Below are 20,156 nucleotides of genomic sequence, written 5' to 3' on the forward strand. Positions count from 1 at the left end.
GACCAGGAACCGCTTCCCCAGATCCAGGCCGGCCGCCCGCAGGTAGATGACCTCGTCCTTGACGTCCTGCCGGCCCAACGCCGCCCCCTTCGACCCGATGACCATCGGTGGACATCGGGTCGCCTGGAGAGACCAGGGAACGGGCGAATCTGACACACGTGCTCCCGGCAGCCGCCAGGGGCGGCTGCCATGGCACAAACCGTAGTCCCGGAACCGGCCTCCATCGCCAGCCTTGCTTCACGAGCTCACCGGCATCACAGAATCACCGGCTTACCAGGCGACCCGGCCCTATTTTTCCCTGCATCCGTGGAGGCCAGCGCAGCGGCCTGGCGACCCTTGCTCGGTAGCAGCGCCTACGGCTGCGACAGCCGGCAGCGGCAGCGGCAGGCGACAGCAGCTGCCTGAAGCCACGGCTCGAAGCGTGGAGGATTTCGGCCGGTCCGCCAACAGGATCCTCAGGCCTTGCCCGGCAGCAGCGCCAGCCACGGCGGCAACGGCCCTGGCGGCGGTCGGTGGAGGAGGCTCAGCGACCCTGTTTCCTGGTTCGCTCGACCTGGGCGACGAAGGCGGCTGTTGCACGCCGGTTCCGGAGCACGTGCAGCGTCGCGTCAACCGCCTGATCCGTGACTGCCTTCAGCAGGAGCGGTCGGCTCCGGTGCCGCCACGACCAGAGCCAGAGCCAGAAGTCGAGCCGCTCCCGGGAACGGCGCAGAGCTCGCCAGGCGCAGAGCCAGAAGGAGTAGTCAAGCAGGATGATGGTGTCTGCTCGGCGGAGGCGGACACCGAGGACATCGTAGGGGCCGAGGTCGCCATCCATGATCCACTGTTCGGCCCGGGCGAGCCCGGCCTGGACGGTGGCCCACTCCTCGGGTGAGGTCGCTTCAAGGCCCGGACCCCAGAAGTGCTTGTCCAGCTCGATGACGGGAAGTCCGGTGACCGTGCCGAGGGTGATTGCCAGGGTTGACTTCCCCGCGCCGCCACGGCCGAGGATGGCGACACGTTCCATGGTCGTCATGGTGGCAGAGCAGATCGGCCGCACCGGTCACGCGCCGGCCGACAGGCGATGGAGGCGGTGACGGGCTGCATGTTCGTCACCTTCGACCTCTGGCATGTCCCGAGGCGCCGGGCAGCTCAGGCGGCGGCCCGCATGGCGCTCGACCGTCCACGGCTGCGGCAGGCGTCCGGCCTGACCTTCAGCAGGCTGCTGGGTACCGGCGGCGGCCGCCGTTTCACCCCTCTCGACGCCGACCCGTCCCGGTGGGCTCTGCTGGCCGTGTGGGACACACCCGCGGCGGCGCGGGCGTTCGAGCGTTCGAGCACGATCCGCGCCTGGGCGCGGCTGGCCGACGAGCGCTGGCGGGTCGACCTGCGTCCGCTGCACTCCCGAGGGCTGTGGTCAGGGCAGGCACCGTTCGGGCCACATCCCGGCGCCGGCTCGGGTCGCCCACCGGTACACGACCGCCACGACGCACCGGTGGCCGCGCCGGCAGGCGACGCACCAGCGGGCGACACGCCGGCGCGTGACACGCCTGTGGTGGCCCTCACCCGGGCCCGGCTCGCGCCGCGGCGGGCCGCGCTCTTCTGGCGCGCCGTACCGCCGGTGGCGGCGGAACTCCGCGACGCCGACGGGCTGCTGTTCACCGCCGGTATCGGCGAGGCCCCGATCGGCTACCAGGGCACCTTCAGCGTGTGGCGGGACAGCGCCGCCCTGCGCGCCTTCGCCTACCAGGGGCGGGCCCACGCGGCGGTCGTCCAACGAACTCCCCGGGAGCGCTGGTACGCGGAGGAGCTGTTCGCCCGTTTTGCCGTGCTCGGCTCACACGGGACGGTCCGGGGCACGGACCCCTGCGCAGACCGCCCCTGCGCAGACCACCTCGGGGCGACGGCACGACTGCCGACGGCACATGTGACCGATGACGCGACGGAGCGCGGCGGGGAGCACACAGACGAGCATGGGGCGGATGCTCCGCGCACACCCGACGCCGCTGATGGCGGGTCGCAATAGCACTGTTCGCCAGACCGGTCCCCGCCGACGGGCAACGAGTGTCCGCGGCGCGTTATCGTCGGATGGCCCGGTGCGACAGGAGGCGAGGCTCGTGACCGACGTCCGGATCGTGCGGTGGTCACCGGCTCGGATGCGGGCTCGGCTTGACGACGTGATCGGCGTCTACAAGGCGGCTTTTCTCGACGAGCACGAGGACGACCCGGTGCGGGCCGCGCGGGACCGCGCGACCCACGCCCGACGCCACTTCGACCGCGGTGACCTGCGCGCCGTCGTCGCGCTCACGCCGGACGACCAGGTCGTCGGCATGACCTACGGGCTGCCCGGCAAGGTCGGCCAGTGGTGGCACGACGTGGTCGCCGCAGCACTCCCGCCCGACGACGCCGTCCGTTGGCTCGCGGACTGCATGGAGGTGGTCGAGCTCCACGTGCTGCCCGGCTACCAGGGTCGCCGGATCGGCCGTGACCTGCTACAGGAGCTGCTGCGCGACGTCCCGCAGCGCACGGCGGCGCTGTCCGCGCTCGAACTGCCCGGCAGTCGCGCCCGCCGCCTGTACGCCAGCGAGGGCTTCGTGCCCTTGCTGTCGCACTTCCGCTTTCCCGGCAGCTACACCGAGTACGCCGTGCTCGGTAAGGATCTGTCCGGGCCGGCTGTCCGTACCTCGTCCGCGCAGACCACAACCGGGCAACCGGCCCAGGTGCCTTGAGCCGGTCGGCACCAACCGGCTCCGACCCGCACCGTCCCGGCCCACAGCACACCGGCCCCAGGCTTCGTCGTGGGGTGGTGTGGCGTTCCCGCGTCTCCCGCCCAGCCTGGCCGGGCGGCAGCACCGCGCTGCCCTGGCTGGCGGCAGCGGCGACCATCGGGCTCCAGATCTGCTATCCCCTGATGTCAGGGGATCAACGCGCAACCGTCACCGTGCTCTCCGTGTTGGCCTTCTGCACCGCGTCGGTAGGCGCCGCCGCAGCCGCGCACGGCCTCGGCCGGGCGGCAGCAGCGGCGTCCGTGGCGAGCGCGACCGGCCTGATCGCCGAGTCGGTCGGTGTCCACACCGGCTGGCCGTTCGGGGACTACACCTACGGCGGAGCGCTCGGCCCGAAGCTGCTCGCAGTCCCGGTCGTGGTCCCGCTCGCGTGGACGATGATGGGCCTGCCGGCACTGGCCCTCGGCCACCGTTGCGCCGCCCGCCTGCGTGCCGGAGCAGGCGCCGGCACGCGATGGGCCGTGACGGCGCTGGTCGGCGGCGCCACCCTCACCGCCTGGGACTTCTTCCTCGACCCTCAGATGGTGGCCGAAGGCTACTGGTCGTGGTCGTCCGGTGGTCCCGCGATCAACGGCATCCCGGTGAGCAACGCCGCCGGATGGATGCTGGTGGGAACCGTCCTCACCGGCGCACTCGCCGCGCTGCCCGACCGCGCGACCGCCAGCCGCACAGCCGCCGGTGGCACAGGCACCGGTGGCACAGGCACCGACCGGTTGCCTATGACGCTGCTGGGCTGGACCTACCTCTCCTCGGTGCTGGCCAACCTGGCCTTCTTCGGGCGTCCCGGGGTCGCCCTGGTCGGCGGGGTGGCGATGGGCGTCCTCCTCGGGCTCGGCGTGCTGCCAGGCCGCCGTGGCGCCGCCCATGGCGGGAACCTGGCACGCTCCGATGCGTGAGCACAGGCCGGACCAGGAGACGACAGGCAGAGCACCACATCACGCCTTCCCCACCACGGGCGGTGGCCCGGGCTGTGGCACGTTCCGGCGCCGTCGGCGCGCTGGTCGTCGCAGCCCACACGGCGGTGAACGCGTGGCTGCTGCGCGACCCGGCGGCCAGTGTCCCCGTCCGGGAGCGCGTCAGCGTGGTGCTGCCGGTGCGGGACGAGGCCGACCGGGTGCACACCTGTCTGACGGCCCTGCTCGCCTCCCGGGACGTCTCCGACCTCGAGGTGCTCGTCTACGACGACCAGTCGTCCGACGGGACGGACACGATCGTGCGCAAGCTGGCCGCCGAGGACCCACGCCTGCGGGTCCTGACCGGGCCCGAACCGGGACCCGGCTGGCTGGGAAAGCCGCACGCCTGCGCCCGAGCCGCCCGCGAGGCCACCGGCACCGTGATCGTCTTCGTCGACGCGGACGTCACGGTGGCACCGCACGGGGTGGCCCGCGCCGTCGGCCTCCTGCGCGGCACCGGACTCGACCTCGTCTCGCCCTACCCCCGCCAGCTCGCCGTCTCGGTGCCCGAACGGCTCGTCCAGCCGCTCCTGCAGTGGTCGTGGCTGGCGCTGCTGCCACTGCGCGCCGCGGAACGCTCCGCGCGGCCGTCGCTGACCGCGGCCAACGGCCAGTTCCTGTGCGTGGACGCGGCGGCCTACACCCGGGCCGGCGGGCATGCGGCCGTGCGTGGCGCGGTCCTCGACGACCTGGCACTGCTGCGTGCGGTCAAACGCTCCGGCGGGCGGGGGGTGGTGGCCGACGGCACCGATCTCGCGACCACCTGGATGTACGACGGCTGGGCGCCGCTGCGTGACGGCTACGCCAAATCGCTGTGGGCGGCGGGCGGGAGCCCCGCCGCCAGTCTGGGGCAGCTGGCCGGCCTGGGCTGGCTGTTCGTCGTTCCGGCCGTGGCCGCCCTGCGCGGCTCCCGGCTCGGTCTGGCCGGCTATCTGGCCGGGGTGGCGGGCCGGGTCGTCGCGGCCCGGCGCACCGGCAGCCGCAGCTGGCCGGACGCACTGGCCCACCCGGTGTCCGTGGGTCTGCTGGGCCAGCTCACCGCGCTGTCGTGGTGGCGGCGCTGGCGGGGCACCGCCCGCTGGAAGGGACGCCTCCTCGACGGGCCCGTCCACCGGACGTCCGCTGGACGGACCTTCGACCGACCTTGAGGCGGTGAGGTTCGCACTCCACGAACGCGGGCGGAGCTCCGAGGACCCGTGTGCCTGCCAGCCCGGTTTGACGAGTCGCAAGAGTGAACGGTTTTGGTCGTGCCAACGGCCAAAACCGTTCACTCTTACTGGTCGCCAGGCGAATCCATGCCCCCTCTTGAGGCGAATTGTCGGCGCTGCGCGGCGGCGCGGAATCCGCGATGCGTGGCCGGGTGGGTGGAGTTCGGATTCCGTCGGACAGAGCGACCAGAACAGAGGGGACGGGGCCCGCGCATAGGGTCGACCACGTGGCAACGGTGGTCGTGGTCGGAGCGGGTGTCGGCGGGCTCGCCGCAGCCGCCCGGCTGGCCGCCGCCGGCCACTGGGTCACCGTGTGCGAGGCCGCCGACCAGATCGGCGGCAAGCTCGGCTGGTACGAACGCGACGGCTACGGATTCGACACCGGCCCCTCCCTGCTGACCATGCCCGAGGTCTTCGAGGACCTGTTCGCCGCCACCGGCGGCCCGTTCGGCGACGTCCTCACCCTGCGCCGTCTGGACCCGATCGCCTCCTACCGTTTCGCCGACGGCACCGTGCTGGACGCACACGCCGACGAAGCCGCGTTCCTCGCCGCTCTGGACGAGCGTCTCTCCCCCGGGGCCGGCGACGAATGGCGCCGTCTGGACGATCGGGCCCGACGTGTCTGGGGGGTGTCGGAGCAGCCGTTCCTGCGCAGCCCGGTGTCCCTGCGGGCGCTGGCCTGGATGGCCGTGCGCAGGCCGGGCGCGCTGGCGACCGTCGCGCCCGCCTCCACGTTGCGCGGGCTCGGTCGCCGCCACCTCACCGACCCACGGCTGCGCATGATGCTGGAGCGCTACGCGACCTACACCGGATCGGATCCGCGGCGCGCTCCCGCGGCCCTGGTCACGGTGCCGCACGTCGAGCGCCGGTTCGGTGGCTGGTACATCCCGGGTGGGCTGCGTCTGCTCGGGCACGCGATCGCCGCGCGGGCGACCGAGCGAGGGGCGGTGATCCGCACCGGAACCCCGGTCGCGCGGATCTCGCTGACCCCCGGCGGGCGGGTGGACGGCGTCCGTCTCACCGACGGTGTCGTGCTGCCGGCCGACGTCGTCGTCTCCAATGTCGACGCGACGCGTCTCTACGACGGTGCGCCTCCGTCCGCGGAACATCCGGGGCGGCGGGGCACCCGACCGCTCGTCGAGCATCCGCCCAGCCGCCGACGGGTGCGCCGGCTCGCGCCCTCGTTGTCGGGCTTCGTCCTGCTGTTGGCGCTGCGGGGCCGGACGCCCGGGCTGGCCCATCACAACGTGCTGTTCCCCGCCGACTACGACGCCGAGTTCGACGCCGTCTTCGGTGGCAGGCTGCCGTGGGACCCCACCATCTACATAGCGTCACCGGACGACCCCGCCACCGCCCCTCCCGGTGACGAGGCCTGGTTCGTGCTGGTCAACGCCAGCCCCCACAGCGCCTCGGGTAGCTCGGGCAGCCCAGGCGGTGGGGCAGAGGTGCGCGCTGGCCTGGACTGGGACCGACCTGGCCTCGTCGACGCCTACGCCCGCCGGATCCTCGACGTTCTCGCCGCCCGCGGCCTCGATGTCCGCGCGCGGGTGCGCTGGTACCAGACGATCTCCCCGGCCGATCTGGCCCGCCGGACGGGTGCTCCGGGCGGCTCGATCTACGGTGTCTCCTCCAACGGACCTCGGTCGGCCTTCCTGCGGCCTCGCAACCAGTCCCCGGTTCCGGGGCTGTTCCTGGTCGGTGGCTCCGCCCACCCCGGCGGGGGCCTGCCACTCGTCACCCTCTCCGCGAAAATCGTCACCGATCTGGTCGGGCCGGCCTGACACACCCCGCTGGCAGGCCTCATCCGCCGGTCTCACCTGGCGCGGGTGCGCTCGGCCCCGGCACGTCCGGGGCAGCGGCTGTCAACGCCCCGTGCACCGACAGGAGGTACTGGACCAGCCCGACCGCGCACACCGTGAGAGTCGCGGCGGCGCCCGCCGATGCGGCCGCTCCCGCGTGCGCCGGCAGCAGCCCCGCCGCCGCCAGGCCGACAGCCGCGAGAATGATCCTGGTCGGACGCTCCCCGACCGTGACGACACCGATCTCGCCATGACCGGCCCCGGCCGCACGGGCGCGCAGATACTCGAGCATCAGGGCAGCGGCACCCGCCGCGGCCACCAGCTCGCCCGGCGCGCCGACCAGCCAGAACGCGACCAGGTAGCCGATGTCGCAGACCCGGTCCGTGGCCGAGTCGAGCAGATAGCCCCAGGCCGTCACCCTGCGCCGCAGGATGGCAACCGCACCGTCGAGGTTGTCCAGAAGCCCGCTGAGGATCACCACCACCGGGCAGACCAGCACCCAACGGGCCCCCGCCCATGCGGCGGGAATCACCGGCGCGGCGGCGACCACCGTCGCCGCCGTCACCGCTCCCGGCGCCACGCCCGCCGCGGCCAGTGGCCTGGCCAGGAGATATGTCAGCCCAAGCCAGAAACGGACCATCCCAGAGCCTGTCCGGGGGTCGTACCCACCGTGCAACGCGGCCCATTCGACCAGGTAGGTCTCTCGATCAGGAACTCGGGTACGCACGTCATCCATCGTGCCCGCGCCGTAGAGTTCCGTCGTGGTATCCGACCAGCCGACCGGTGTCGTCGAGTCCATTGAGGATTTGGACCCGGATCACGCTTTCAGCGCCCATCGCGACCAGGTGGTCCTCGCCGTGCGAATCACCCAGGTGTTCAACACTCTCGATCTCGGTCTGGTTACCGCCGTGGTCGACGCGGCGAACCACGCCGGATTCGCTCTCGTGCGGGAGCAGACGTTCCGCGACGAATGGCTACTCTGCGTTTTTGACGCCTACGAGGACCAGGACTGAGCCGAATCGACACCCGGAGCTCGGTACCGCCGCGCTGGCAGACCCGGCCGGCGCGCCCACTTCGCCCGCTCCGGGCGCGCCGGACCGGGCCGAGGCTCGGCCGGATCGGGCCGAGGCTCGGCCGGATCGGGCTGGCAGCGGATGGGGTCGGCGGCGGATCGGGCGGAGCCAGGCCGGGTGGCTGGCGCGCCTGACCGCCGACGCCCCTGGGCGGCCGGCGGCCGGCCGCTCCGTCGTTGCGCTGTCGGCCGGTTTCAGCCGTTGAGCGCCCGGTAGATCTCCCGCGTCGCACCGGAGCGGTTCAGCGTGATGAAGTGAAGCCCCGGTGCTCCGCCGGCCAGCAACCGTTCGGAGAGCTCGGTGGCCACCTCGATCCCGATGGCGCGAACAGCGGCCGGATCATCGGCCACAGCCTGCAGCCGGGCAGCAAGATCGGCCGGAAATTCAGCCCCGGACAGCTGCGCCATACGCACGATCTGCGCAACGTTGGTCACCGGCATGACACCGGGAATAATCGGTGCGTCACAACCCAGCCGACGAACGCGCTCGACCAGCCGGAAATAGTCGTCGGCACCGAAGAAGAACTGGGTGATCGCGAAGTCCGCGCCGGCGTCCAGTTTCTGGACCAGAAAACGCGCGTCCGTCTCCAGGTCAGGAGACCGGGGATGTTTGTCCGGGAAGGCCGCGACGCCGACGCAGAAGTCCCCCAGTGAACGGACCAGCCGGACGAGATCCTCGGCATACGCGACACCGTCGGGATGACGCACCCACTCCGCCTGAGGATCACCCGGAGGATCACCGCGCAGCGCCAGAACGTTACGTACACCGGCACCGGCGTAGCCCCCGATGACCTGCCGCAGCTCGGCCACGGAGTGGTTCACCGCGGTGAGGTGGCCGATCGGCGTCAGGTTGGTCTCGGTGGCGATCCGCTCGGTGACCCGAATGGTTCCGTCCCGCGTCGAACCACCGGCGCCGTAGGTGACGGAGACGAAGCTCGGCTGCAGCGCCTCGACCTCACGCAGGGCCGTCCACAGCTGCCGCTCGCCCTCGGCCGTCTTCGGCGGAAAGAACTCGAAGGAGAACGACGTCCGCCCCGAGGCCAGACACTCCGCCACCGTCCTGGCCGTCGTCCTCGCCGCGTTCCCGACTGCTGTCATGCGTGGAACCCCGTCATGGGATACGAGCGTAGTCCCGCAGTGACGCAGACCCGGACCGGGTCCGCCCCACCGGAGGCCATCGTTGGCGAGGCCCTGTCGTCAGTTATGGCCTTCCACAGTCATGGCCTCCCCTGGAGAGGCGAGACGGGTCATGTTGCACCGCGCGAGTCACGTTGTGTGGCTGTCGCGGGGCGCGGGCGGGTGGCAGCGCGGGTTCGGTGGGCGGGTGGCCGGGGGGGCTCGTGTGGTTCTTCTGGCGCCTGGCGACTGCAGGATGACCACCCGGCGCCGGGCCGTCAAGGCGGCCTGGGTGATGAGGGAACTCGTTGTGGCCTCACCTCTCCGGCACGGCCTGGCGGGCTGGTTCACGGCCTAACATCACCGATGCGGTCGAACGCTCGTTCGACCACGGGGGACGTGTGAGCCGGCGGAGGGCAGACCCATGACCACCACCATCAACCACCCGGCCCGTCTCCCCCTCGCCGAGGCCGACGGGAACATCTCCGCCGAGCACACGGCGTTCGAACACCACCTCCACCAGGAACTCGAAGGCCTACGCGCCGCCGCAGCCGCCCGCGCCGCAGCCGACGCGGACCTCCTGCGCCGTCACGCCCGCCTCGCCGCCCTCCAACCCCCCGACGGCTACGACACCACCGGACTGTTCGACACCGTCGTCGCCGGCAAGGTCGCCGGGGTGCTACGGGTCTCCACCACGATCGCGGCCCGCACCCTCGGGTTCGCCGCCCGGGTGACCCACCGCCTACCCGCCGCCCTCGACGCGCTCGCGGCCGGAATCCTGGACCTGCCCCGGCTACACGCGTTGGACCGTGCGACCGGCCCACTCGACGACGACCTCGCCGCCCAGGTCGTCGACCATGTCCTGGCCCAGGGCCCACGCGCCCATCAGATCCAGTTCACCGCCGCCTGCCGCCGAGCCGTCGTGGCCCTCGACCCCGACGGCGCCGCCACCCGATCGGCACGCCAGACCCGGCGCCGCCGGGTCTGGCTGACCCCGAAAGGCGACGGCATGGCCCAACTCGGAGCGTTCCTCCCCGCCCCCGACGCACTCGCCTGCCGCCAGCGGATCGAACAGATCACCGACCAGACCCAGGCCCGGCGGGACCCCAACGACACCCGCAGCCGCGACGAGATCCGCGCCGACACCCTCACCAACCTCATCCTCAACCCCCACCACACCACCGCCGGCCCGGCCGGCGTAGAGGTACAGGTCATCGTCCCGATTGCCACCCTGCTCGACCTCGACACAACCCCCGGCGAGCTTCCCGGCTACGGGCCGCCACCCGCCGACATCGCCCGCGAGATCGCCTACCGGCCCGGATCAACCTGGCGGCGGATACTCGTCGACCCCGAAGGCCACCTCGTCGAACTCGGTGCCCGGCGTTACCCCAGCCCCGCCCAGCACCGCCACATCCAGACCCGGAACCGGCACTGCGTGTTCCCGCACTGCACCCGCCCCGCCCGACGCTGCGACACCGACCACACCCACCCCTACACCCACGGCGGCAAGACAGTCGTCACCAACCTGGGACCGATGTGCCGACGGCACCACCGGGTCCGCCACCACACCCGCTGGCGCGTCACCCAGCCCCGCCCCGGAGTATTCAGCTGGACCAGCCCCACCGGCCGCCACTACGAGGTCCGCCCCCACTCCTACCGCGACGGCGAGAACACCACCCACGGCCACGGCACCACCAGCGGGCACGAGCCGTGGTGAGCAAAATGATCGGCCGCCGAGATATCGGCCCACGAGCAGTGGGCTCAGATGCGGACTGGCCCTTGCTCAGAGGCACGCTTGATCCAGATCTTGCCGGCGACACTGCGCGCGAACACCCGCCGCCGCGCCGCGGGCACGTTGGGCAGCTCGACCGACGCCAGCTGCGGGTTGCCGGTCTCCACCTCCACCTCGTAGTCGCCGTCGGGAAGGACGAGGATCACCATGCCCTCGTCGCTCACCGCGGACAGGTTGTCCGGAGGCGCATCGAAGTGCAGGTTGACGTCACCGGTGCGGCTACGGGCATTGATCCGGCCACCGGTGAGCTCACGACCGGTGATCCCGCCGCTCTCGGTGACCAGAAGCAGGTCGCCGGCCGAACCCCAGAGCGTGATCTCTCCGGATCTGACCTCCGCCCGGCCCTTCGTCCCTCTCGGCAGCTTCAGCCGGACGACCGCGTCGCTGGAGGTACCGTCCAGGCGCAGCACGTCGCCCGCGCGGGTCAGCACCGGCCGGGTCCGACCCGGCCGGCGGCGCGCGAGGATCTCGACCCGGACGTTCGAACGGTCGTACTCACCGATCTCCACTCGGCCGGCGGCGAGCCGGGCCTCGACGGCCGCCACCCCGTCGACCGTGCTCTCCAGCCGCTCCGGCGGCATGCGCAGCAGGACGAACGCGCTGCCGGCGACCAGGAGCAGCATGATGCCGAGCGCAACGACCACCAGATCGGACACGACACCTCCGGGCGTGGGAGCCGCGAACCACGAACCCGGACAGACAGCCCGCAGTTCACAGATCACAGATCGGGACGGTCGAACGCTACCGGTTTCCCAGCCGGTCGGACCGTGCCGGACGGCCCGGCGGGTGGTGAGATGCGCGGCTCCCCCGGCGTCGCCATGGCCTGGCGGCAGATCAGCAGGTCGGCGGACCGGCACGGGTCGAAACGACGATTCCCCGCCACGGTCGTCTCAGGGCAGGCTCCGCCCGGAACCCACCGAGGTGGTCCCGGCCGCACCGCCGTCCGTCCTGGTGAAACGCTGGACCTGCGGCAGAGGCGCGGCGGAGAGGACGTCCCATGCGAACAGTGACCGGACCGGCGGAGCACGTCGTGATCGTCGGGGCGGGGTTGGGTGGGCTGTCGGCCGCGCTGCGGCTGACCGGTGCCGGCAGGCGGGTGACCGTGCTCGAGCGGGAGGACTTCCCTGGCGGTCGCGCGGGGTCGTTGCGGCTGGGCGGCTACCGCTTCGACACCGGTCCGACCGTGCTGACCATGCCGGAGCTGATCGCCGACGCGTTCGGCTCCGTGGGCGAGGACCTGGACAAGTGGCTGACCCTGCGCCGGCTCGACCCGATGTACCGGGCACGGTTCGCCGACGGCTCCGTCCTGGACGTCCGGGCCGACCCGGCGGACACCGAACAGGGGGTGCGGGACCTGTGCGGACCCGCGGAGGCCGCGGGCTTCCGCCGCTTCACCGACTTCGCCACCCGGATGTTCCGGGCCGAGATGCGGGACTTCATCGACGCCCAGGTCGACTCGCCGCTGGCACTGCTGCGCCCGTCCCTGGCCCGGGTCGCCGCGCTCGGTGGCTTCCGGCGCCTCGACACCGTGGTCGGGCGGTACCTGCGCGACCCGCGGACCCGACGGCTGTTCACCTTCCAGGCGATGTACGCCGGTCTCGATCCGCACCGGGCGCTGGCGCTTTACGCGGTGATCTCCTACATGGACTCGGTGGCCGGGGTCTACCACGTCGACGGCGGCCCCCATGCCGTTGCCACGGCCATGGCGGACGCGGCGGCGCGGCACGGGGCGGTCTTCCGTTACGGGTCCGAGGTGAGCCGGGTCGAGGTGCGTGGCGGGCGGGCGGTGGCCGTGCACACGGCCGACGGTGAGCGGGTGCCGGCGGACGTGGTGATCCTCAATCCCGATCTGCCGGTCGCCTACCGTGATCTGCTTCCCCCGTCGGTCGCGCCGGCCCGGCTGGGCCGGCTGCGCTTCTCGCCGTCCTGCTTCCTGCTGCTCGCCGGCGCCCGGGTCGCCCATCCCGAGGCGACTCATCACACGATCCACTTCGGGCAGGCCTGGCGGCGCACCTTCGAGGAGATCATCAGTCGGGGCGAGCTGATGAGCGACCCGTCGTTCCTGGTGAGCACGCCGTCGGTGACCGAGCCCGCGGCGGCACCGGCCGGCGCGCACAGCTACTACGTCCTGTTCCCCACCCCGAACCTCACCGCGCCGCTGGACTGGTCCGTCCTCGGTCCGCGCTATCGCGACGAGGTCGTCGCCGTCCTCGAACGCGCCGGCTACGCCGACTTCGGCTCGGCGGTCGAGGTGGAGCAGATCACCACCCCGGCGGACTGGCGCAGCCGCGGCATGGCCGCGGGAGCTCCGTTCGCCGCGGCGCACACGTTCTCCCAGACGGGGCCGTTCCGGCCCGGCAACCTGGCACCCGGCCTCGACAACGTGATCTTCACCGGAAGCGGCACCCGGCCCGGGGTGGGGGTGCCCATGGTGTTGATTTCAGGCCGACTTGCGGCGGAGCGGGTCCTCGGCCGTGATCGCGGTTACCGCACCCGAGCGCTGGTCGACATTCCGTGATTCCACCGTGTGTTCACCAGGATTGCCCGCCGCCATCAGATGACGGAGTTCCTGAAGAGCGCCTTAGAAGAGGCTTCCGACCACACTGTCCCGAGTCCTCGGGCCCTCGATTCCGTCCGTTGTCTGGGAGGATGGACTCATGAACGAGTGGACGACCGATCCCGGCGTGGCGGCATCCGACGTCGAGGCCCGGACGCCCGCCGATCCGCCGGCCCATGACGTGGCCACCGACGCCGCGCTGCTGGAACGAGCGCTCTTCGAGGTCAAGAAGGTCATCGTCGGTCAGGACCACATGGTCGAGCGCATGCTGGTCGCGCTGCTCGCCCGCGGGCACTGCCTGCTGGAGGGTGTGCCCGGCGTCGCGAAGACGCTGGCAGTGCAGACGCTGGCAACGGTCGTCGGTGGCTCCTTCGTGCGGATCCAGTTCACCAGCGATCTGGTCCCCTCCGACATCATCGGCACGCGGATCTTCCGCGGCAGCCGGGAGACGTTCGATATAGAGCTCGGCCCGGTGTTCGCCAACTTCGTTCTCGCGGACGAAATCAACCGTGCACCGGCCAAGGTCCAGTCGGCGTTGTTGGAGGTCATGTCGGAACGGCAGGTATCCCTGGGCGGGGTCACCCATCCGCTGCCGCTGCCCTTCCTCGTTCTCGCTACACAGAACCCGATCGAGTCCGAAGGCGTGTATCCGCTGCCGGAGGCGCAGCGTGACCGTTTCCTCATGAAGGTGACGGTTCCCTATCCGAACGCGGCCGAGGAGCTGGAGATCGTCCGGCGGATGGGGGTGCGTCCACCCACCGCGGAGACCGTCCTCGACCCGGACGCGCTCGTCCGCCTGCAGAACCGAGCGGACGACGTGTTCGTCCACCACGCGATCACCGAGTACGCCGTCCGCCTGGTGCTCGCCACCCGTTCGCCGGCCGAGGTCAACCTGCCCGAGCTCGGCGGGCACCTGGCCTACGGTGCCTCACCACGCGCGTCACTCGGGCTCGTCTCCGCCGCGCGGGCGCTGGCGCTGCTGCGCGGGCGTGACTACGTCGTCCCCGACGACGTAGCGGCGGTGGCCCTCGACGTGCTGCCGCACCGCCTGGTGCTCTCCTACGAGGCTCTTGCCGAAGGACTCACCGCCGAGGAGATCGCCCGGCGCATCCTCGGCGCGCTGCCGCCTCCCCAGATCGCCCCCCGCCAGCAGAACGCGGCCGAGCACGGCCTGCACAACGGGCACCGCTCACCGCCGCCGACCCATTCCGGGCGCTGGCAAACCGATCCGCGGACCGGCTTCCCCGAGTACTTCGACGGCGGGCCGGCGCGGTGAGACGGTCCGATCGGCCCGGCGCGACCACGCCGCGGGTGATCTCCCAGCCACCGGCGACCTCACCGTCGGTGGAGCGGACGCTGCGCGGCCTCGAACTCGCCGTCAACCGCCGCCTGGACGGCATGCTCCTCGGCGACCACCTCGGGCTCCTGCCGGGTCAGGGGACCGAGAAGGCCGAAAGCCGCGAGTACCACGTCGGCGACGACGTCCGGCGGATGGACTGGGCCGTGACCGCGCGGACGACGGTCCCGCATGTACACGACCTGGTCGCCGACCGGGAGCTGGAGACCTGGGCGCTGGTGGATCTCACCGCCAGCCAGGAGTTCGGCACCACCTCGATCCGCAAGCGGGAGCTGGCGATCGCGGCCACGGCCGCGATCGGCTTCCTCACCGCCCGCACCGGCAACCGGATGGGCGCCCTCGCCCTGACCCCGACCGGGCCGCAGCTGATTCCAGCCCGGCCGGGCCGCCAGGGGCTGCGGACCCTGCTGCGGGCGCTCCTGTCCGTTCCCGAGGCGGCTCACGACCGTCCCGTGCGGCGGCCTGACCATTCCGCGGCCACCGACCTCGCCGCCGCGGTCGCCGCGATGGACCGGCCGCGCCGCCGCCGTGGCCTCGCCGTGGTCATAAGCGACTTCCTCCCCACCGACCTGGGCTGGGAGCGGCCGATGCGGGCACTCGCGGCACGCCATCAGCTGCTCGCCGTGGAGGTCCTCGATCCCGCCGAGCTGGCCCTGCCGGCCGTCGGGCTGCTCTCCGTCGTGGACGCGGAGACCGGCGCGGTGCTGGAGGTGCCCACCTCGTCACGGCGGGTCCGCGAGCGCTACAGCCGGGCCGCGGCCGAGCACCGTGCCCAGGTTGCGCTGGCGCTGCGCAGGGTGGGCGCCGGGCACCTGGTGCTGCGCACGGACTCGGACTGGCTGGTCGACATCGTCCGGTACGTGTCGGCGTCGCGGGTGACCCGTGGCGCGGCCCGGCGGCCACCGGTGGGTGCGGGCGCGTGAGCTTCCTCGCGGGCCACTGGCTGTGGCTCTTCGTCGCGGTGGCCGCGCTGGCGGCGGCGTACATCGTGGTGTCGATGCGCCGGCGGGTCTACGCGGCGCGGCTGTCCTCGACGGCGCTGCTGTCCAGCGTGCTGCCGCGGCGGCCGCAGTGGTGGCGCCGCCATGTGCCGGCGGCACTGCTGCTGCTCACCCTGGCCGGGCTGGTGATCTCGCTGGCGCGGCCGGCGCGGGCCGAGCGGGTTCCCCGCGAGCGCGCCACCATCATCCTGGCGATCGACGTGTCGAACTCGATGGCGGCCACCGACATCCAGCCGACCCGCCTCGAGGCCGCGAAGCAGGGCGCCCAGGCGTTCGTCGACCAGCTGCCACCCCGCATCAACCTCGGACTGGTCTCGTTCGCCGGGTCGGCGGCCGTTCTGGTCCCGGCCTCCACCGACCGGGAGTCGGTCCGGTCCGGCATCCGCGGCCTGCAGCTCGGCCCCGCGACCGCGGTCGGTGAGGGCATCTTCGCCTCACTGCAGGCGATCACCACCGCCGGCGAGCGGATGTCGGACGAGGGCCAGCCACCACCGCCCGCCGCGATCGTCCTGCTCTCCGACGGCGAGACGACCCGCGGCCGGCCGAACACCCAGGCCGCCACCGCCGCGCGGGACGCCGAGGTTCCGGTCGACACCATCGCCTACGGCACCTCGGACGGAACCCTCGACGTCGGCGGGCAGCAGATTCCCGTCCCCGTGAACGAGGACGCGCTGCGCGAGCTGGCCGAGCAGACCGGCGGCTCCTACCACCGGGCGACCACCGGGGACGAGCTGCAGTCCGTCTACCGCGGCCTGGGCAGCTCCATCGGGTACCGCACCGAATACCGTGAGATAACGTCCTGGTTCATCGGGCTTTCCCTCGGTCTCGGTCTGGCCGCGGCGGCGCTCTCCCTGGCCTTCTCCTCACGGCTGCCCTGAACCTGCTGCTCAGGCGACTTCGACTACTCTGGCTGATGTGGGTGGTCTGCGCGGCGAACTGGACGCCGCCGGTGTCACTGATGAGCGGCTACGTGCCTCCTACCGCCGGGCGCGGGAACTCAACGCGGCGCACGGGCGCACCTATTACCTGGCCACTCTCCTGCTGCCGAAGTGGAAACGGCCGCATGTCCACGCCCTCTACGGCTTCGCACGGTATGCCGACGAGATCGTCGACGATCTCGACTCCACGCTGACCGACGAGGCGAAGGCCCAGTGGCTGCGGCGGTGGGGCGACACCTTGCTCGCCTCGCTGGCTTCCGGAGCTGAGGCTGACGCTGACGCGACGGTGCTGCCCGCCGTGCTGCACACGATTCGGCGGTTCGATCTGCCGGTCGGCTATTTCGAGACCTTCCTGGCCTCCATGGCCATGGATCTGACGATCACCAGCTACGCCACCTGGGATGACCTCATGGTCTACATCCACGGCTCGGCGGTGGTCATCGGTCTGCAGATGCTGCCCATTCTCGAGCCGGTGAACCCCGCGGCGGAACCCTATGCCCGCGATCTCGGTATCGCCTTCCAGCTCGCGAACTTCATCCGGGACATCGGTGAGGACCTGCGGCGCGGGCGCGTGTACCTGCCGCAGAGCTCGCTGGACCTGTTCGGGGTGACCTGGGATCACCTCGCCACGGGGGTGGCCGACGGCCCGGTGCGCCGCCTGCTGGCGTTCGAGATCGCCCGTGCGCGGGAGCTGTTTCGTTCCGCCCGCCCAGGCATCCGGCTGCTGCATCCGACGTCCCGGGACTGCGTGTCGACCGCGTTCCAGCTTTACAGCGGAATCCTGGACGAGGTCGAACGCGCCGACTACCAGATCCTCGACCGGCGGGTGTCAGTCGGGCTGGGCCGGCGCCTCAGTGTCGCGGCACCCGGTCTCGTCCGGGCCGCGTACTCCCGGCGCGACCGGGCAGCCGGTGAGAACCGGGCGCCCGACCAGCACAGGGCGCCCGGTCAGAGCAGGGCGCGTCCGCCCAGGTAGGGCCGCAGCACCTCCGGTACGCGAACCTGCTGGTCGGCGGTCTGGAAGTTCTCCAGAATGGCGGCCAGCAGCCGGGGTGTCGCCACCGCGGTGTTGTTCAGCGTGTGCGCGAAGTGGATGTTCCCACCGGAATCGCGGTAACGGAGGTTCGCCCGCCGGGCCTGCCAGTCATGCAGCGTCGAACAGCTGTGGGTCTCCCGGAAACGGTCGAGCGTGGGAAACCAGGTGTTGATGTCGTTCATGCGGAACTTGCCCAGGCCCATGTCCCCGGTCGCGCATTCGACCACCTCGTAGTGCAGGCCGAGATCGGTCAGGATGCGCTCCGCGGTGGCGAGGAGCTCGGCGTGCCAGCGGGCGGACTCGGCCGGGTCGTTCACGCACAGGACGAACTGCTCGACCTTCTCGAACTGGTGGACCCGCAGCAGCCCGCGGACGTCGCGGCTGGCGCTGCCGATCTCCCGGCGGAAGCAGGGCGAGATACCGGCGTACCGGATCGGCAGCTGGCCTGCGTCGAGGATCTCCCCGGAATGCAGCCCGACCAGGGCGACCTCGGCGGTGCCGGCGAGAAACGCGTCGTCGGCGGGAATCTCGTAGATCTCGTCCCGGCCCTTGGGGAACATGCCGGTGCCGACGAGCGGTGCCTCCTTGACCAGCGCGGGCACCGCGACCGGGGTGAAGTCCCGCTCGCGCAGCAGGTCCAGCGCATAGGAGTGCACCGCCCGCTCCAGCATGACCATGTCACCGACCAGCGCGTACGCCCGCTCGCCGGCGACCCTGCGGGCGCGGGCGAACTCGGCCCAGCCCCGCTTCTCCGCGAGCTCGGTGTGATCGAGCGGCGGGAAGTCGAACTCGGGGCGCGTCCCGACGGTGCGGATGACCACGTTCGCGGACTCGTCCGGCCCGACCGGCGCGCCCTCCCAGGGAATGCCCGGCGCGAGCAGCATCAGCTCGGACAGCCGGGCGCTCGTCTGGGCCAGCCGCTCGCGCAGGTCCTGCAGCTGCCGGTCGAACTCGACGTGCTCCACGCGCAGCTCGGCGCGACGGGCCTCGTCCGCCTTGGCGAACTGCTTGGCGAAGGACTTGCGGCGCGCCTGTGCCTCGTCGACCTCGAACTGCAGCTTGCGGTTCTCCTGGTCGAGCGCAAGCAGCTCGTCCACGTCGAGATCGACACCCTTGAGCCGTACGGCGTCCTTAACGGCGTCGGGATTGTCCCGGATGAAGCGCTTGTCGAGCATGAATTCGTGTCAGCCTTCGCGTCGGGTCTTCAGCCAAGACGCTATCAGCCGCACCCGAGGGGCCCTCTTCCTTCAGGCGCCATGTCCACCTCCACGGCGCGGCCCGGCCGGGCCCCCGCACAGCGCCGTACCCGCAGCACACCGACGCCCGCGGCCCCACGCCCGCATCTCGCACGACACGTCACGCGACACCGCGACCGAATCCTGCGCACCGGATTCCGCCACGATCCCGGCGAGTACCCTGTGTGACGAAAGTGGCCAGGTCAGATCCTCGAAGGCCGCGTCCTGCCAGGCCTCGCCGCGGCCGAGATCGACGGCACGCGTCCGGCCCACTGGTCGCCCGCCTTCTCACAGGTCGTCCACAGGCCACCTGGACAGACTCGTCCGCGACGGGAACGTGGACGGCACAGCGACCGCCTGAGGACCATCCGGTGGTCACGGGACAACAGAAGCGGGAGGCCGGCGACGGTGTCGAGCACGAGGGAACGGCGGCAGCGGGAGCTCGCCGCCGCGCGGGCGGCGCGCCAGGCACAGCGGCGGCGTGAGGCCCACCTGCGGCAGCGCAAGCGCGTCACCGTCATCGCGGCGGTGGTCGTGGTCGCGATCGTGGGGTCGGTGATCGCGAGCGTTCTGCTCAGTGGTGGCTCCGACGACAACAACGAGATCACCTCGACCTCACCCTCGGCCACCCAGACGGCCACCACCCCGACCACCTCGGCACTGCCAGCCGGCCAGACCAGCAAGGTCGGCGACTGCGTCTACACGTCGAGCGGCGAGGCGCCCTCGCGCCAGGTCTCGCTGCCCACCGCCGCCGCGACGGTGAACAAGAACCCGGCCACGATGGTCATCACCACCGACCAGGGCACGATCACCGCCGCGCTGGACGCCGACAAGGCTCCGTGCACCGTCAACGCGCTGCGCTCCCTCGCCGAGGCGGGCTTCTACACCGACACCGCCTGCCACCGCCAGACCGGCGGCGCCGACGCCGGCATCAGCGTCCTGCAGTGCGGCGACCCCACCGCCACCGGCACCGGCGGCCCCGGCTTCGGATACGCCAACGAGAACACCGAGGGCGTGAACTACAACCGCGGCGTGCTGGCGATGGCGCACAGCAGCCAGCCGGACAGCAACGGCAGCCAGTTCTTCATCAACTACGCCGATCCCTCCGCGGACGGCGCGTCGGCGCTGGCCGGTGGCTACACCGTCTTCGGCCACATCACCGAGGGCCTCGACGTGCTGGACAAGCTGACCTCCCCGGGGGTCGAGGGCGGCGGCTCGGACGGTACCCCGGCGAGCAAGGCCCAGATCAAGTCCATCGAGATCAACCAGGAGCAGTAAACCCGCCCAGCACCGGTCCAGCACCACATCGGTCCAGCACCGTCCACCG

18 protein-coding genes are annotated in these 20,156 nt (G+C 71.8%); 13 read left to right on the forward strand and 5 right to left on the reverse strand.

Translation table 11 applies throughout. From position 1 onward, the window contains the following. Nucleotides 1–523: 523 nt before the first annotated feature. Nucleotides 524–1,006, reverse strand: coding sequence for a P-loop NTPase family protein (locus tag AWX74_RS11230; RefSeq protein WP_091275687.1), 483 nt, complete (start codon nucleotides 1,004–1,006; stop codon nucleotides 524–526). A 57-nt stretch (nucleotides 1,007–1,063) separates the two neighbouring features. Here AWX74_RS11230 and AWX74_RS11235 point away from each other — a divergent pair, with 57 nt between their 5' ends. The 5 genes from AWX74_RS11235 (at nucleotide 1,064) to AWX74_RS11255 (ending at nucleotide 6,707) form a co-directional block, all read left to right on the forward strand. Beyond that, entirely contained in the window at nucleotides 1,064–2,005 is a 942-nt protein-coding gene (locus tag AWX74_RS11235; RefSeq protein WP_091274768.1) for a spheroidene monooxygenase, read from the forward strand. A 91-nt stretch (nucleotides 2,006–2,096) separates the two neighbouring features. Next, entirely contained in the window at nucleotides 2,097–2,708 is a 612-nt protein-coding gene (locus tag AWX74_RS11240; RefSeq protein ID WP_083473122.1) for a GNAT family N-acetyltransferase, read from the forward strand. 74 nt (nucleotides 2,709–2,782) lie between these two features. Continuing rightward, nucleotides 2,783–3,661, forward strand: coding sequence for a carotenoid biosynthesis protein (locus tag AWX74_RS11245; protein ID WP_091274772.1), 879 nt, complete (start codon nucleotides 2,783–2,785; stop codon nucleotides 3,659–3,661). A gap of 74 nt (nucleotides 3,662–3,735) precedes the next feature. Then, entirely contained in the window at nucleotides 3,736–4,866 is a 1,131-nt protein-coding gene (locus AWX74_RS11250) for a glycosyltransferase family 2 protein (RefSeq protein ID WP_091274775.1), read from the forward strand. Between the two features lie 287 nt (nucleotides 4,867–5,153). Further along, nucleotides 5,154–6,707: a phytoene desaturase family protein gene (locus tag AWX74_RS11255; RefSeq protein ID WP_091274779.1), complete on the forward strand. Its 1,554-nt coding sequence runs from the start codon at nucleotides 5,154–5,156 to the stop codon at nucleotides 6,705–6,707. Between the two features lie 19 nt (nucleotides 6,708–6,726). Here AWX74_RS11255 and AWX74_RS11260 read toward each other — a convergent pair whose 3' ends face one another. Beyond that, nucleotides 6,727–7,524: a CDP-alcohol phosphatidyltransferase family protein gene (locus tag AWX74_RS11260; RefSeq protein ID WP_091274781.1), complete on the reverse strand. Its 798-nt coding sequence runs from the start codon at nucleotides 7,522–7,524 to the stop codon at nucleotides 6,727–6,729. Here AWX74_RS11260 and AWX74_RS11265 point away from each other — a divergent pair. Beyond that, on the forward strand, nucleotides 7,487–7,738 hold the full coding sequence (locus AWX74_RS11265; RefSeq protein WP_006540910.1) for a hypothetical protein: 252 nt from the start codon (nucleotides 7,487–7,489) through the stop codon (nucleotides 7,736–7,738). The two genes, AWX74_RS11260 and AWX74_RS11265, sit on opposite strands and share 38 nt — an antisense overlap. Nucleotides 7,739–7,992: 254 nt before the next feature. On the opposite strand, the gene metF is transcribed toward AWX74_RS11265, so the two are convergent. After that, nucleotides 7,993–8,895 carry a methylenetetrahydrofolate reductase [NAD(P)H] gene (gene metF, locus AWX74_RS11270; RefSeq protein WP_091274785.1) on the reverse strand — a complete coding sequence of 301 codons (903 nt, stop codon included), beginning with the start codon at nucleotides 8,893–8,895 and terminating at the stop codon, nucleotides 7,993–7,995. 442 nt (nucleotides 8,896–9,337) lie between these two features. On the opposite strand from metF, the gene AWX74_RS11280 reads away from it, so the two are divergent. Beyond that, nucleotides 9,338–10,630 (forward strand): DUF222 domain-containing protein, encoded by a 1,293-nt coding sequence (locus AWX74_RS11280; protein WP_091274791.1) that lies wholly within the window; start codon nucleotides 9,338–9,340, stop codon nucleotides 10,628–10,630. A gap of 44 nt (nucleotides 10,631–10,674) precedes the next feature. Here AWX74_RS11280 and AWX74_RS11285 read toward each other — a convergent pair whose 3' ends face one another. Continuing rightward, the gene (locus tag AWX74_RS11285) at nucleotides 10,675–11,361 is read right to left on the reverse strand and encodes a DUF4097 family beta strand repeat-containing protein (protein ID WP_083473120.1); all 687 of its coding nucleotides are present in this window, start codon (nucleotides 11,359–11,361) and stop codon (nucleotides 10,675–10,677) included. A gap of 341 nt (nucleotides 11,362–11,702) precedes the next feature. On the opposite strand from AWX74_RS11285, the gene crtI reads away from it, so the two are divergent. The 5 genes from crtI (at nucleotide 11,703) to AWX74_RS11310 (ending at nucleotide 17,534) form a co-directional block, all read left to right on the forward strand. After that, nucleotides 11,703–13,223, forward strand: a complete 1,521-nt coding sequence (crtI, locus tag AWX74_RS11290; RefSeq protein ID WP_091274794.1) for a phytoene desaturase family protein — start codon at nucleotides 11,703–11,705, stop codon at nucleotides 13,221–13,223. Between the two features lie 139 nt (nucleotides 13,224–13,362). Then, nucleotides 13,363–14,538 (forward strand): AAA family ATPase, encoded by a 1,176-nt coding sequence (locus tag AWX74_RS11295; RefSeq protein ID WP_091274797.1) that lies wholly within the window; start codon nucleotides 13,363–13,365, stop codon nucleotides 14,536–14,538. Next, nucleotides 14,535–15,542, forward strand: coding sequence for a DUF58 domain-containing protein (locus AWX74_RS11300; RefSeq protein WP_397311399.1), 1,008 nt, complete (start codon nucleotides 14,535–14,537; stop codon nucleotides 15,540–15,542). Before AWX74_RS11295 ends, AWX74_RS11300 begins: the two co-directional genes overlap by 4 nt. After that, on the forward strand, nucleotides 15,539–16,498 hold the full coding sequence (locus AWX74_RS11305; RefSeq protein WP_006540903.1) for a VWA domain-containing protein: 960 nt from the start codon (nucleotides 15,539–15,541) through the stop codon (nucleotides 16,496–16,498). The genes AWX74_RS11300 and AWX74_RS11305 overlap by 4 nt, the downstream gene beginning before the upstream one ends. A 37-nt stretch (nucleotides 16,499–16,535) precedes the next feature. Next, entirely contained in the window at nucleotides 16,536–17,534 is a 999-nt protein-coding gene (locus AWX74_RS11310; RefSeq protein WP_091274799.1) for a phytoene/squalene synthase family protein, read from the forward strand. On the opposite strand, the gene serS is transcribed toward AWX74_RS11310, so the two are convergent. Further along, entirely contained in the window at nucleotides 17,507–18,769 is a 1,263-nt protein-coding gene (serS, locus tag AWX74_RS11315) for a serine--tRNA ligase (protein WP_091274802.1), read from the reverse strand. The two genes, AWX74_RS11310 and serS, sit on opposite strands and share 28 nt — an antisense overlap. A 468-nt stretch (nucleotides 18,770–19,237) precedes the next feature. Between serS and AWX74_RS11325 the strand changes: the two genes are divergently transcribed. After that, nucleotides 19,238–20,107 carry a peptidylprolyl isomerase gene (locus tag AWX74_RS11325; RefSeq protein ID WP_091274806.1) on the forward strand — a complete coding sequence of 290 codons (870 nt, stop codon included), beginning with the start codon at nucleotides 19,238–19,240 and terminating at the stop codon, nucleotides 20,105–20,107. Nucleotides 20,108–20,156: the final 49 nt, after the last annotated feature.

Source organism: Parafrankia irregularis, assembly GCF_001536285.1.
Taxonomy (GTDB): domain Bacteria; phylum Actinomycetota; class Actinomycetes; order Frankiales; family Frankiaceae; genus Parafrankia; species Parafrankia irregularis.

Bases quoted from the DNA above. Each gene is read 5' to 3' on its own strand.
- AWX74_RS11230 (WP_091275687.1), bottom strand. From the start codon at position 1,006: ATGGAACGTGTCGCCATCCTCGGCCGTGGCGGCGCGGGGAAGTCAACC.
- AWX74_RS11235 (WP_091274768.1), top strand. From the start codon at position 1,064: ATGGAGGCGGTGACGGGCTGCATGTTCGTCACCTTCGACCTCTGGCAT.
- AWX74_RS11260 (WP_091274781.1), bottom strand. From the start codon at position 7,524: ATGGACTCGACGACACCGGTCGGCTGGTCGGATACCACGACGGAACTC.
- metF (WP_091274785.1), bottom strand. From the start codon at position 8,895: ATGACAGCAGTCGGGAACGCGGCGAGGACGACGGCCAGGACGGTGGCG.
- AWX74_RS11280 (WP_091274791.1), top strand. From the start codon at position 9,338: ATGACCACCACCATCAACCACCCGGCCCGTCTCCCCCTCGCCGAGGCC.
- crtI (WP_091274794.1), top strand. From the start codon at position 11,703: ATGCGAACAGTGACCGGACCGGCGGAGCACGTCGTGATCGTCGGGGCG.
- AWX74_RS11295 (WP_091274797.1), top strand. From the start codon at position 13,363: ATGAACGAGTGGACGACCGATCCCGGCGTGGCGGCATCCGACGTCGAG.
- serS (WP_091274802.1), bottom strand. From the start codon at position 18,769: ATGCTCGACAAGCGCTTCATCCGGGACAATCCCGACGCCGTTAAGGAC.